At 67.3% G+C, this 13,330-nt stretch carries 12 protein-coding genes and 1 pseudogene; 4 read left to right on the forward strand and 9 right to left on the reverse strand.

Going from position 1 to position 13,330, the window contains the following annotated elements; genetic code table 11:
* Positions 1–42: 42 nt before the first annotated feature.
* Positions 43–1,005 carry a thioredoxin-disulfide reductase gene (gene trxB / locus AAFF41_RS24715; RefSeq protein WP_054236437.1) on the forward strand — a complete coding sequence of 321 codons (963 nt, stop codon included), beginning with the start codon at positions 43–45 and terminating at the stop codon, positions 1,003–1,005.
* A gap of 42 nt (positions 1,006–1,047) precedes the next feature.
* A complete protein-coding gene (trxA, locus tag AAFF41_RS24720; protein ID WP_054236436.1) occupies positions 1,048–1,398 on the forward strand; it encodes a thioredoxin in 351 nt (116 codons plus the stop codon).
* A 116-nt stretch (positions 1,399–1,514) separates the two neighbouring features.
* On the opposite strand, the gene AAFF41_RS24725 is transcribed toward trxA, so the two are convergent.
* From AAFF41_RS24725 to rpmH, 9 genes and pseudogenes are all read right to left on the reverse strand, one after another.
* Entirely contained in the window at positions 1,515–2,132 is a 618-nt protein-coding gene (locus tag AAFF41_RS24725) for a GNAT family N-acetyltransferase (RefSeq protein WP_319752427.1), read from the reverse strand.
* Between the two features lie 319 nt (positions 2,133–2,451).
* Entirely contained in the window at positions 2,452–3,546 is a 1,095-nt protein-coding gene (locus AAFF41_RS24730; RefSeq protein ID WP_319752426.1) for a ParB/RepB/Spo0J family partition protein, read from the reverse strand.
* Positions 3,543–4,616 carry an AAA family ATPase gene (locus tag AAFF41_RS24735; protein ID WP_079090321.1) on the reverse strand — a complete coding sequence of 358 codons (1,074 nt, stop codon included), beginning with the start codon at positions 4,614–4,616 and terminating at the stop codon, positions 3,543–3,545. The genes AAFF41_RS24730 and AAFF41_RS24735 overlap by 4 nt, the downstream gene beginning before the upstream one ends.
* 339 nt (positions 4,617–4,955) lie before the next feature.
* Positions 4,956–5,671 (reverse strand): annotated as a pseudogene (rsmG, locus tag AAFF41_RS24740) (16S rRNA (guanine(527)-N(7))-methyltransferase RsmG).
* Between the two features lie 147 nt (positions 5,672–5,818).
* Positions 5,819–6,328, reverse strand: coding sequence for a Jag family protein (locus tag AAFF41_RS24745; protein WP_319752425.1), 510 nt, complete (start codon positions 6,326–6,328; stop codon positions 5,819–5,821).
* A 15-nt stretch (positions 6,329–6,343) separates the two neighbouring features.
* On the reverse strand, positions 6,344–7,636 hold the full coding sequence (gene yidC / locus AAFF41_RS24750) for a membrane protein insertase YidC (protein ID WP_319752424.1): 1,293 nt from the start codon (positions 7,634–7,636) through the stop codon (positions 6,344–6,346).
* Positions 7,637–7,639: 3 nt separating this feature from the next.
* Positions 7,640–8,005, reverse strand: coding sequence for a membrane protein insertion efficiency factor YidD (gene yidD / locus AAFF41_RS24755; RefSeq protein ID WP_054236429.1), 366 nt, complete (start codon positions 8,003–8,005; stop codon positions 7,640–7,642).
* Positions 8,002–8,373, reverse strand: a complete 372-nt coding sequence (gene rnpA, locus AAFF41_RS24760; RefSeq protein ID WP_319752423.1) for a ribonuclease P protein component — start codon at positions 8,371–8,373, stop codon at positions 8,002–8,004. The genes yidD and rnpA overlap by 4 nt, the downstream gene beginning before the upstream one ends.
* Positions 8,374–8,393: 20 nt before the next feature.
* Positions 8,394–8,531, reverse strand: coding sequence for a 50S ribosomal protein L34 (rpmH, locus tag AAFF41_RS24765; RefSeq protein ID WP_006381191.1), 138 nt, complete (start codon positions 8,529–8,531; stop codon positions 8,394–8,396).
* 398 nt (positions 8,532–8,929) lie between these two features.
* On the opposite strand from rpmH, the gene dnaA reads away from it, so the two are divergent.
* A complete protein-coding gene (gene dnaA, locus AAFF41_RS24770) occupies positions 8,930–11,011 on the forward strand; it encodes a chromosomal replication initiator protein DnaA (RefSeq protein WP_343324642.1) in 2,082 nt (693 codons plus the stop codon).
* A 1,090-nt stretch (positions 11,012–12,101) separates the two neighbouring features.
* Positions 12,102–13,232 (forward strand): DNA polymerase III subunit beta, encoded by a 1,131-nt coding sequence (gene dnaN / locus AAFF41_RS24775; RefSeq protein WP_060896769.1) that lies wholly within the window; start codon positions 12,102–12,104, stop codon positions 13,230–13,232.
* Positions 13,233–13,330: the final 98 nt, after the last annotated feature.

Genomic DNA, 13,330 nt, shown 5'->3' on the forward strand with positions numbered 1-13,330 from the left:
ACCGGTAGTACGCAGCAGTCTCCAGAGACGAGGAATCAAGCCGTGAGCGACGTCCGTAACGTGATCATCATCGGATCCGGGCCTGCCGGCTACACGGCAGCGCTCTACACCGCGCGCGCGTCGCTGAAGCCGCTGGTCTTCGAAGGCGCCGTCACCGCCGGTGGTGCGCTGATGAACACCACCGAGGTGGAGAACTTCCCCGGTTTCCAGGACGGCATCATGGGCCCCGAGCTCATGGACAACATGCGCGCCCAGGCCGAGCGCTTCGGTGCCGAGCTGATCCCGGACGACGTCGTCTCTGTAGACCTGACGGGCGAGATCAAGACCGTCACGGACACTGCGGGGACCGTGCACCGCGCCAAGGCCGTCATCGTCACGACGGGCTCGCAGCACCGCAAGCTCGGTCTGCCCAACGAGGACGCGCTCTCCGGACGCGGCGTCTCGTGGTGCGCGACGTGTGACGGCTTCTTCTTCAAGGACCAGGACATCGCCGTGATCGGCGGTGGCGACACCGCGATGGAGGAGGCAACCTTCCTCTCCCGCTTCGCCAAGTCCGTGACGATCGTGCACCGCCGTGACACCCTGCGCGCCTCCAAGGCGATGCAGGAGCGTGCCTTCGCCGACCCGAAGATCAGCTTCGTCTGGGACAGCGAGATCGCCTCGATCGAGGGCGACCCCAAGCTTGCCGGCCTGAAGCTGCGCAACCTCAAGACCGGTGAGATCTCCGACCTGGCGGTGACCGGCCTGTTCATCGCGATCGGCCACGACCCGCGCACCGAGCTCTTCAAGGGCCAGCTCGACCTGGACGAGGAGGGCTACCTCAAGGTCGAGGCGCCTTCGACCCGGACGAACCTGACCGGTGTCTTCGGCGCCGGTGACGTCGTCGACCACACGTACCGCCAGGCGATCACCGCGGCCGGCACCGGCTGCTCCGCCGCCCTCGACGCCGAGCGCTACCTCGCTGCCCTCGCGGACAGCGAGACCGCCGCGGCTGCCACCGTCTGACCCCCGTCCGCCCCACCGCACCAACCAGTTAAGGAGCCCGCCGTGGCCGGCACCCTGAAGAATGTGACCGACGATTCCTTCGAGCAGGACGTCCTCAAGAGCGACAAGCCCGTCCTGGTGGACTTCTGGGCCGCCTGGTGCGGTCCGTGCCGCCAGATCGCGCCGTCCCTCGAGGCGATCGCCGCGGAGTACGGCGACCAGATCGAGGTCGTCAAGCTCAACATCGATGAGAACCCGGGTACGGCCGCCAAGTACGGCGTCATGTCCATCCCGACCCTGAACGTCTACCAGGGTGGCGAGGTCGCCAAGACCATCGTGGGTGCGAAGCCGAAGGCCGCGATCGTCCGCGACCTGGAGGACTTCATCACCGAGGGCGCCGAGAAGACCGTCTGACCGGAAGCGCCGTCCTACAACGACGGCGATGTTTCACGTGAAACACGAATGGGCCAGCCCGGAAGGGCTGGCCCCTTCGCATGACGGAGGGGTTGCGTCAGTGGGCGGCATCACGGCTACAGAGGACGAAGCGCCGGTTCCTTCTGTACCGCTCCCAGGAGGCGGTCCAGGGCCAACTCCACATCTTCCTTCCAGGAGAGTGTCGTCCGCAGCTCCAGCCTCAGACGTGGGTACCTGGGGTGGGGGCGCACCGTCTTGAAGCCGACCGCGAGGAGATGGTCGGCGGGGAGCACGCAGGCCGGTTCCTTCCACCGTGCGTCCCCAAAGGCCTCAATCGCCTTGAAGCCTCGGCGCAGCAGATCCTTGGCAACCGTCTGCACCATCACTCGGCCGAGTCCCTGTCCCTGATAGCCCGGCATGATGAAGGCGGTCATCAGTTGGACGGCGTCGGGTGAGACCGGGCTCGTGGGGAACGCAGTGGAGCGGGGTACATAGGCGGGGGGTGCGTACAGCACGAAGCCCACCGGTACGTCGTCCACGTAGACGACGCGGCCGCAGGATCCCCACTCCAGGAGGACGGCGGAGATCCACGCCTCCTTCTCGAGTTCAGGCCTTCCCGCCTTTACCGCGGCTTCCCCACTGACGGGATCCAGTTCCCAGAAGACACACGCGCGACAGCGCTGGGGAAGGTCCGGAAGGTTGTCCAGCGTAAGCGGTACGAGCCGGCGCCCCATGAAGGATGTTCCTCGCTTCCTTCGCCCGCAGCGTCGCGAGCGGCTGTCAGAGCGCTTCGCTCCCTGAGCAGACTGCCGATGAACCCACCGACCGCCCCCAGTCCCAGGCCCGCGGTCACCAGTCCGGTACGGCTCACGGTTTGCATGGCCCCCGCCTCCCCAATGCTGCCGCCAGGTGGATGCGCCATACCCGATCGCATCGTATCCACGATGCGATTGCATCGATACTGCCTGAAAGCAAAGAGCAGGCCGTGTTCCGGTACACACCGGACACAGCCCGCTCTTGTGGTCGGCCGACGGAACCACCCCGTCGCGCGACTCAGGCCTCCGTGTCCTCGGAGTCGTCATCCAGGAGACTCCTCTGGAGAACGCCTCCCTCACCGGGGGCGAGAGAGCTGAGGATCCGCTCGAGGTCGTCCATCGAGGCGAACTCGACCGTGATCTTTCCCTTCTTCTGACCCAGGTCGACCTTCACGCGGGTCTCGAAGCGGTCCGAGAGGCGGCTGGCAAGGTCGCTCAGTGCCGGGGAGAGCCGGGTACCGGCCCGCGGTCCCTTGGAGCGCGAAACGGTCTGAGGGCGCGATCCCATGAGGGTGACGATCTCCTCGACGGCCCGCACCGACAGTCCCTCGGCCACGATGCGGTGGGCCAGCCGGTCCTGCTCCTCCGAGTCCGCGACGGAGAGCAGGGCGCGAGCGTGGCCCGCGGAGAGCACTCCGGCGGCGACACGACGCTGAACCGCCGGCGAGAGCTTCAGCAGCCGCAGAGTGTTGGAGACCTGCGGACGCGAGCGGCCGATACGGTCCGCCAGCTGATCGTGCGTGCAGTTGAAGTCCTGCAGCAGCTGGTCGTAAGCGGCCGCCTCTTCCAGCGGGTTCAGCTGGGCGCGGTGCAGGTTCTCCAGCAGCGCGTCCAGGAGAAGCTTCTCGTCCTCCGTGGCTCGCACGATCGCAGGAATGGCCTCAAGCCCCGCCTCACGGCAGGCACGGAAGCGCCGCTCACCCATGATGAGCTCGTAGCGCGCCGGACCCACCTGACGCACGACGACCGGCTGAAGAAGCCCGACCTCCTTGATGGAGGTAACCAGCTCGGCAAGAGCGTCCTCGTCGAACACCTCACGGGGCTGACGCGGGTTGGGGGTGATGTAGTCGAGAGGCAGTTCAGCGAAGTGAGCACCGACAGGCGCGGAGGGCACCTCCGGGTTCCCGATCGTCGGCGACTCCTCTGTTTCATGTGAAACAGGCGGCAGTGTGGTCACCTTCGCCGCGGCCACCCCGCGCTCTGCCATGAGCACGGGTCCAGCCGCCGACGAGGCGGAGGCTCCGCCTGCCGGCGAGGGAACCGTCTTCTCTGTCGGAGCCGCGGGGATCAGTGCGCCGAGGCCCCGCCCCAGCCCTCGTCGTCGCTCACTCACTGGATCCCCTCCACCATGTTCTGACTGTTCTGTACGCCCACATGGGCGTTCTGCGCGTCGTACGCCACTCCGACTCCGCGGAGGGCGATTTCTCGTGCTGCCTCAAGATACGAGAGGGCACCACTCGATCCTGGATCGTAGGTCAGCACCGTCTGGCCGTAACTCGGGGCCTCGGAGATACGGACCGAGCGAGGAATGCTCGTCCGCAGCACCTCGTCACCGAAGTGGCTGCGCACCTCGTCCGCGACCTGGGACGCGAGACGCGTCCGGCCGTCGTACATGGTGAGCAGGATCGTCGAGACATGGAGGTTGGGGTTGAGATGCCCCCGCACCAGGTCGACGTTACGCAGGAGCTGGCCCAGGCCTTCCAGCGCGTAGTACTCACACTGGATAGGAATGAGGACCTCCGCACCGGCGACCAGCGCGTTGACCGTGAGGAGACCGAGCGACGGCGGGCAGTCGATGAGGATGTAGTCCAGCGGCTGCTCATACGCCTGGATCGCTCGCTCCAGTCGGCTCTCCCGTGCCACCAAGGACACCAGCTCGATCTCCGCACCGGCGAGATCGATCGTGGCAGGCGCACAGAAGAGACCCTCGACATCGGGCACCGGCTGGACGACTTCGGAGAGCGGCTTGCTGTCGATCAGCACGTCGTAGATGGAAGGCACCTCGGCGTGATGATCGATGCCGAGTGCCGTAGAGGCGTTGCCCTGAGGGTCGAGGTCGATCACCAGGACACGGCCGCCATGCAGGGCAAGCGAGGCAGCAAGGTTGACCGTGGTCGTGGTCTTGCCCACCCCACCCTTCTGGTTGGCGACGACCATGACGCGGGTCTGTTCGGGCCGTGGCAGGCCCTCACCGGCGCGACCCAGCGCCTCCACCGCCAATTGGGCAGCACGACCAATAGGAGTGTCGTCCATTGGGGGCGGTGTTTCACGTGAAACATCCTCCCCCAGCGACTCGGTACGGGGACCGGGGACCGGATCGGTCATCGGTCCCGCGATGTTGGCGTCGGACCGCAAGGATTCACTCTCCTCGACTTCAGGCTCGCAATGAACAGAGCCTCCCATGTCTTCGGGGTCGTGAACCAGCGAGGCCCGTTCTTCTGTGGAGAAATCCACCTCTGTGGACAACTCCGCACCCTCCGCGAGTGAACCGAGAGGCTTCCGGTCGCGGGGTTCGGCCGCGGCGCGGCCGCGACTGATGATGCCGTGCAGCAGTGAGCGACGTTTCACGTGAAACACGATGCCTAGCCGCCAGGGCCATCACGGCGCGACACTCCGAGATGCGTAGGTTTGGCAGCTTGTGTGGAGTACGGGTCGTCGTCAGGACGGATCAGCCAGAGTGACAAAGAACTCCCGGCTCCGCCCTGCGGAACCGGGAGTCCACGATCCATTGCGCGCTCAGGATCAGCGCCGTCGGCGTGTCCGCCCCGTCCGGGCCGCCTTCGCCCTCTTCGCGGCGAAGCGCACGCCACCCGGGCTCTCTCCGACCTCGACCCGCACCACGGTCGACAACGGGTCCACAATGCCCTCGCCGACGTGCAGGATCGACGTCTCCACGGCGCCGAGCTTACTCAGGGCCGTGGCGGCGCTCTTCAGCTCCTCCTCAGCGGTGTCGCCCTTGAGAGCCAGCATCTCGCCGTACGGACGGAGAAGGGGGATGCCCCATGCCGCCAGCCGGTCCAGTGGAGCAACAGCCCTGGCCGTCACCACGTGGACCGCCGGCAGCTTTCCCATGACCTCCTCGGCGCGGCCGCGCACGACGGTGACATGGTCGAGACCGAGGAGCTCGACGACCTCGGTGAGGAAGTTGGTCCGCCGCAGCAACGGTTCCAGCAGAGTGATCTTGATGTCTTCCCGGACCAGGGCCAGCGGAATGCCGGGGAGCCCCGCGCCGGAGCCGACGTCGCACACGGTCACGCCTTCGGGCACGACCTCCGAGAGCACCGCGCAGTTCAGCAGGTGCCGCTCCCACAGCCGGGGTACCTCGCGGGGGCCGATCAGCCCCCGCTGCACTCCCGCCTCGGCCAGCAGCTCCGCGTACCGGACCGCGTCTGCGAAGCGATCGCCGAATACCTCGCGCGCCTGCTCGGGCGCAGGGGAAGCTCCGCTGCCTCCGTCACGGGGACCGTCCTTCCGTACCGCATAAGCGCGCTGAGCGCTGATCACCAGGGCTATCAGGGATTACCAGAAACTGCGAGGGACTATCAGGCTGACAAAGTTCGGCCCCGCCTGCTCAACAGACGGGGCCGAGGGAACCTTCGTACCGATCAGGCGGGAAGCACGACGACGAAGCGCTGCGGCTCCTCACCCTCGGACTCACTGCGCAGACCCGCGGCCTTGACCGCGTCGTGGACGACCTTGCGCTCGAAGGGCGTCATCGGCTTCATCTTCACCGGCTCGCCGGAGCTCTTCACCTCGGCCGCCGCCTTGGCGCCCAGCTCGGAGAGCTCCTCGCGCTTCTTGGCCCGGTAGCCCGCGATGTCCAGCATCAGGCGGCTGCGGTCCCCGGTCTCCCGGTGAACGGCCAGGCGCGTGAGCTCCTGGAGGGCCTCGAGCACCTCGCCGTCGCGACCGACGAGCTTCTGCAGGTCACGGCTGCTGGAGTCGCTGATGATCGAGACAGCGGCGCGGTCGGCCTCGACGTCCATGTCGATGTCGCCGTCGAGATCGGCGATGTCCAGCAGACCCTCGAGGTAGTCCGCCGCGATCTCGCCTTCCTGCTCAAGGCGGGTCAGGGTGTCGCCCTCAGCGGCGGCGGAGGTGGTGCCTTCCGTCACGGGATGGACTCCTTCTTACTTCTTGGACGGGGACTTGGGCCGCTGCGGACCCTTGCGCTGTCCGGACTGGGCTTTGCTGCGGGTACCGGTGCCCGGCTTGTTGGCGCCGCCTGCCGACTTGGCGGCGGGCTTGGCGTCCTGCGGGTCGTCGGACTTGGTCAGCGAGGTCTTCGGCTCGGGCTCACCCGCCGCCTTCGCCCCACCTGCCGCCGTACCCGACTGACGCTGGGACTTGGACTGGCGCTTCGGCTGCTGACGCTTGGGAGCGCCACCAGTAGTGGTCGTGGTGCCGTCCTCGGCCTCGACAGTCGCCTCGGCCTGACCCTTCACCACAGTGCCGTCAGCCTGGGCCACCAGGCCCACCTTGGTCAGGCTGTTGATGAACTTGCGCTCGAACTCGTTACGGTCGCGGCCCTTGGCGACGATCGCCTTCACGATGGCCTTCTCGCCCCGGCTGCGCGTCTTCTCGTGGTGCGTGACGTGCTTCTGCAGGCGCTCGAGGTACGCGGCCTGAGCCTTGGAACCCGGGGTCGGGTTGTTGCGGATGACGTACATCTGCTGACCCATGGTCCACACGTTGGTGGTCAGCCAGTAGACGAGGACACCGACCGGGAAGTTGATGCCGAAGACGGCGAACATGACCGGGAAGACGTACATCAGCATCTTCTGCTGCTGCATGAAGGGCGTCTTCACCGTGGTGTCGACGTTCTTCGTCATCAGCTGGCGCTGCGTGTAGAACTGCGACGCCGACATCATCACGATCATGATCGCGGTGACGACCCGGACATCGGTCAGCGAGGCGCCGAGGGCCTCGACCTTGGACTGTCCGTCCGTGAACTTCGCGGCCAGCGGGGCGCCGAAGATGTGCGCCTTACGAGCGCTGGCCAGCAGCGATTCGTTGATGACGCCGATCGTCGAGCCGGTCGCGATGCCATTGAGCACGTGGTACAGAGCAAAGAAGAACGGCGACTGCGCCAGGATGGGAAGGCACGAGGAGAGCGGGTTGGTACCCGACTCCTTGTACAGCTTCATCATCTCTTCGGACTGGCGCTGCTTGTCGTTCTTGTAGCGCTCCTGGATCTTCTTCATCTCGGGCTGCAGTGTCTGCATGGCCCGAGTGGCCTTGATCTGCTTCACGAAGAGCGGGATCAGGCAGATACGGATCAGGATCACCAGGGACACGATGGACAGGCCCCAGGCCCAGCCCGTATCGGGACCGAAGATCTTCCCGTACACAGAGTGGAACTGGACGATGACCCAGGAAACGGGTGTCGTGATGAAGCTGAACAGACTGGCAATCGTGTCCACTAATCAGGCTCCTTGAGCATGGGACGGGGTCTCGGCGGCCGGACTCGAGGGATGGTCGGACATTCCATGACCCTCAATGGCCGGTTCGGCGGCGGAGTTCCCGCCCTTGCGTGCGCGCCAGGCGTTACGCAGCATTTCGTGCCACCGCGGACGCTTGCGCGGCGGAACATGGTCCACGCCGCCCAGCGACCACGGATTGCACCGGAGGATGCGCCAGGCGGTGAGTGCTGTTCCCTTGATCGCACCGTGCCGGTCGATGGCCTGGTAGCCGTAGTGGGAGCACGACGGGTAGTACTTGCACACCGGCCCGAGCAGCGGGCTGATCGTCCACTGGTACAGCTTGATAAGAGCCAGCAGCGGGTACTTCATCGCGCGCCCCCTCCCAGCAGCCGCTGAAGGGCGGCATCCAGGTCTCGGGCCAGCTGTTCATGGTCGGCGTCGCCCGCACCGGGCAACGCTCGTACGACTACCAGGCTACCGGGGGGCAACAGGGCGACTCGGTCACGCATCAAATGGCGAAGTCTGCGCTTCACCTTGTTGCGGACAACCGCTCCACCCACGGCCTTGCTCACGACGAAACCCGCACGCGTCGGGGGAGCGCTCTCCCCAGGCGCGTGCGGGTCCATTGCACCGCTACGTAGATGGACGACGAGGAGCGGGCGTCCGGCCCGGCGTCCTCGGCGTACCGCGGTCGCGAAGTCCTCGCGCCGCCTCAGCCGATGCTCGGTAGGCAGCACGACATCATGACCTGTTGTTATCAGGCGGACAGGCTGGCGCGGCCCTTGCCACGGCGGTTCGCGAGAATCGCGCGGCCGGCACGGGTGCGCATCCGCAGGCGGAAGCCGTGGGTCTTGGCGCGACGACGGTTGTTCGGCTGGAAGGTGCGCTTGCTCACTCGGGGGCTCCAGAAAGAATCGGTGGTGGCGGGGTGCCGTCCTGGCTGTCACCGTGCGCCCACGAGGTAGCTCGTATTACGCCCGAGTGCACCGCTTCCCGATCACTCTTCGCGATCTGTGCCCATCGGAGGCAGGCGGCAGCAGCCATCGACAACTCGACCTGGTTACGGTACGCGCGGCTGCGCCATCCGGTCAAACCAGCTCCTGGCGGGAGACACTATCCACAGGCTGGGGACAACAACTTGAACCGCAGCGGTCGCCCTGACTACCGTGGCTGAACTCCGATTCGTTCCCTTCCCACCGCCCCAGCGGATTTGTTCCCACCGCCCCACCCGACTGACTTCCCAACCTGTTCCCAGAACCACACGTTCGTGGGACCCGTGAGAGAGCGTGCCCTGTGGCTGACGTACCTGCCGATCTTGCCGCAGTGTGGCCACGAGTACTGGAACAGCTCCTCGGTGAGGGCCGCGGTCAGGGTGTGGAGGCGAAGGACGAGCACTGGATCAAGCGCTGCCAGCCGCTGGCACTGGTCGCGGACACCGCGCTGCTCGCGGTTCCGAACGAATTCGCGAAGGGCGTCCTCGAAGGACGTCTCGCGCCGATCGTCAGTGACACGCTGAGCCGCGAGTGCGGCCGCCCGATCCGTATCGCGATCACCGTCGACGACTCGGCCGGGGAACCCCAGTCCCCGACGCCGCCCGCCCCCCAGACCCGGTACGAGGAGCCCGAGCTCCCCTCCGGCTCGGGCCAGGGCCGTGACACGTACGACGGTCCGGGCGGCGACGAGCGGAACCCCTACGGCGGCCAGGGCGGCGAGGACCGCAACAGCTACGGCGGCCAGGGCCGTGACGAGCGCCACGCTTACGACTCCCAGAGCCGCGAAGACCGGGGCGGCTACGACTCCCCGGGCCGTGACGAGCGCAACCCCTATGACGCTCAGCGCCGCGACGGGTACGAGGGGTACGGCCGCCACCGCGCCGACGACCACCGGGGTGACCACCGCGGCGGTCGCTCCGACCAGCTCCCGGGCGCCCCCGGCGACCAGCTGCCGCCCGGCCGCTCCGACCAGTCCCGCGCGGACCACCTGCCGACCGCCCGCCCCGCCTACCCGGACTACCAGCGCCCCGAGCCCGGTGCCTGGCCTCGGCACACCCAGGACGACTACGGCTGGCAGCAGCAGCGTCTCGGCTTCCCCGACCGCGACCCGTACGCCTCGCCCTCGCAGGACTACCGGCCGCAGTCGATGGACCGCCCGCCCTACGAACAGCAGCGCCAGGACTACGACCAGCCGCGCTCCGAGTACGAGCGCCCCGACCGCCGCGACCTCCAGGAGCCGTCCTCCGGCGGTGCGCCGCCGCACCGCGGCGGCCCCTCGCTGCCGTCCTCCAGCGGCGCTCCCGGCCCGCTGGGCGCGAAGCCCGCGCCGGCGTCCGGTCCGGGCGAGCCCACCGCGCGCCTCAACCCGAAGTACCTCTTCGACACGTTCGTCATCGGCGCCTCGAACCGCTTCGCGCACGCGGCCGCCGTCGCCGTCGCCGAGGCGCCTGCGAAGGCGTACAACCCGCTCTTCATCTATGGGGAGTCGGGTCTCGGCAAGACGCACCTGCTGCACGCGATCGGGCACTACGCGCGCAGCCTCTACCCGGGCACGCGGGTGCGGTACGTGAGTTCCGAGGAGTTCACCAACGAGTTCATCAACTCCATCCGCGACGGCAAGGGCGACAGCTTCCGCAAGCGGTACCGCGAGATGGACATCCTGTTGGTCGACGACATCCAGTTCCTGGCGGACAAGGAGTCGACGCAGGAGGAGTTCTTCCACACCTTCAACACGCTCCACAACGCGAACAAGCAGATCGTGCTCTCCAGCGACCGGCCGCCCAAGCAGCTGGTGACCCTGGAGGACCGGCTGCGGAACCGTTTCGAGTGGGGTCTGATCACGGACGTCCAGCCGCCCGAGCTGGAGACCCGTATCGCCATCCTTCGTAAGAAGGCGGTGCAGGAGCAGCTCAACGCTCCGCCGGAGGTGCTCGAGTTCATCGCGTCCCGGATCTCGCGCAACATCCGCGAGCTGGAGGGCGCGCTGATCCGGGTGACGGCGTTCGCGTCGCTCAACCGGCAGCCGGTGGATCTCGGGCTGACGGAGATCGTCCTGAAGGACCTGATCCCGGGTGGCGAGGACTCCGCCCCGGAGATCACCGCGACCGCGATCATGGCGGCCACCGCGGACTACTTCGGCCTCACGGTGGACGACCTGTGCGGGTCCTCACGCAGTCGCGTCCTGGTGACCGCGCGACAGATCGCCATGTACCTGTGCCGCGAGCTCACCGATCTCTCACTGCCGAAGATCGGCGCGCAGTTCGGTGGCCGCGACCACACGACCGTCATGCACGCCGACCGCAAGATCCGCGCGCTGATGGCCGAGCGCCGCTCCATCTACAACCAGGTCACCGAGCTCACCAACCGCATCAAGAACGGCTGACAGGCGCGGCCGTACGCCGCCGAGGGCGCCCCCGGGACACGGTCCCGAGGGCGCCTTTCGCTGTTCCGGACCGATATTCCGGGCCGCGCGGCTCTTCCGGGCCGCGCGGCCCGCGGTTCTGGCCCGCGGTTCTCGTATGGGCGCCGCGAAGGATTCCGGCATCCGTCCCAGAGCCTCCGGCACTCGCTCCGAGAGGGCGCCGGAAGGTGCTGGACCTCGCCCCGAGGGGCCTGAGACCCGGTTCCGAGGGCTTCTGGGGCCTGTTCCGAGGCCGTCGGCCCTCGTTTCACCGCTACCGGAACGACATCAGCTGTTCGAATACGAGCCGGGTTACGGCCACTCTCCACAGATTCGGTGACTTTCTGGCGTCCACACCCTGGGGACCGCGAAGTTGTCCCGATCGTGTCCACAGGGGCCACTGTTGAAAGACCATCAGACCAGGTCAACCCCCTGTGGATTCGTGGACGAAGACTCTCCACACCCTGTGGACGAAGAAAGGATCCACAGGGTGTGCGCGAAGTTGTCCACCGACGACCCACAGGCTGGAGCCGGTTGTCCCCAGCCGTCCCGAGCTTCTCCACACCCCTGTCCACTGTTCGGCAACGTGACGCGCCCAATCACCGTGTCGAGTGAAAGGCGTCACACCGAGGTGCCGGATTGGCCTGTGGGGAACGTGGGTAAAGCTGGGGACGGATCTGGGGAGAAGTGGCCCGAGGCTGTGCATCGAGTGTGCAGAACTTTTCGTCGTCCACAGAGACCCCCGGTTGTCCACCGCCTCCGCCCACAGGGTCAGTGGACAAAAAATCCCGTCTGACCTGCGAAAACGCGGTTATCCACGGTTTCCACAGGCCCTACTACTAAGACCAACTAGATAGAGGCTGGGAATCGTTTCGAAGACGGGGCTGTGCACAACTCGCTCTCGGAGGCTCTGGTGCCGCTCGGCACGACTTGACCCCGAGGGGCACCGACTGTCAGCGCGGTGCGTCAGACTGGTCCCCGGTGTCCTGCCCGCCACAGGGCTGAACGACACCGAGTCAGACGACGAAGGCCAGCAGGGCGAGAGCGCCGGCAACAGACGGAGGCGGCAACGGTGAAGATCCGGGTGGAACGCGACGTACTCGCGGAGGCAGTGGCCTGGGCGGCACGCAGCCTCCCGGCCCGTCCGCCGGCGCCTGTGCTCGCCGGCCTCCTTCTGAAGGCCGAGGAGGGCGCACTGAGCCTCTCCAGCTTCGACTACGAGGTCTCGGCACGCGTCTCCGTGGACGCGGAGATCGACGAGGAGGGCACGGTCCTCGTCTCCGGCCGCCTGCTCGCGGACATCTGCCGCGCCCTCCCCAACCGGCCGGTGGAGATTTCCACAGACGGTGTACGGGCGACCGTGGTCTGCGGATCCTCGCGATTCACACTCCACACCCTGCCTGTGGAGGAGTACCCCGCGCTGCCGCAGATGCCGTCGGCGACCGGCACCGTCCCCGGTGAGGTCTTCGCCTCGGCGGCCGCCCAGGTGGCCATCGCGGCGGGCCGTGACGACACGCTGCCGGTGCTCACCGGTGTGCGCATCGAGATCGAGGGCGACACGGTCACGCTGGCCTCCACCGACCGCTACCGCTTCGCGGTCCGCGAGTTCCTGTGGAAGCCGGAGAACCCCGATGCGTCCGCGGTGGCCCTGGTGCCCGCCAAGACGCTCCTGGACACCGCCAAGGCCCTCACGAGCGGCGACAGCGTGATCCTGGCGCTGTCCGGCTCGGGCGCAGGCGAGGGCCTCATCGGCTTCGAGGGGGCCGGCCGGCGCACGACCACCCGCCTGCTGGAGGGTGACCTGCCGAAGTACCGCTCGCTGTTCCCGACGGAGTTCAACTCCATCGCGGTGATCGAGACTGCCCCTTTCGTGGAGGCCGTCAAGCGTGTGGCCCTGGTCGCCGAGCGCAACACCCCGGTGCGTCTGAGCTTCGAGCAGGGCGTGCTGATCCTGGAGGCGGGCTCCAGCGACGACGCACAGGCTGTGGAAAGGGTCGACGCACAGTTGGAGGGCGACGACGTCTCGATCGCCTTCAACCCGACGTTCCTGCTCGACGGCCTCAGCGCCATCGACTCGCCGGTGGCGCAGCTCTCCTTCACCACGTCCACGAAGCCCGCGCTGCTGAGCGGCAAGCCCGCGGTGGACGCCGAGGCGGACGAGGCCTACAAGTACCTGATCATGCCGGTGCGTCTGAGCGGCTGAGCGAGGTGAGCCCGCCGGACGGTCGGTCCGATCGGACTGGCGGGCGCATCCGCAGGTGGGGCGTACGTCTGAGCGGCTATGCCCACAGGTGTGCGTGA

The sequence above is a fragment of the Streptomyces mirabilis genome, assembly GCF_039503195.1.
GTDB lineage: Bacteria > Actinomycetota > Actinomycetes > Streptomycetales > Streptomycetaceae > Streptomyces > Streptomyces mirabilis_D.

Excerpts from the sequence above, each read along its gene's own strand:
- AAFF41_RS24735 (WP_079090321.1), bottom strand. The coding sequence starts at position 4,616 with ATGGGAGGCTCTGTTCATTGCGAGCCTGAAGTCGAGGAGAGTGAATCC.
- AAFF41_RS24725 (WP_319752427.1), bottom strand. The coding sequence starts at position 2,132 with ATGGGGCGCCGGCTCGTACCGCTTACGCTGGACAACCTTCCGGACCTT.
- yidD (WP_054236429.1), bottom strand. The coding sequence starts at position 8,005 with ATGAAGTACCCGCTGCTGGCTCTTATCAAGCTGTACCAGTGGACGATC.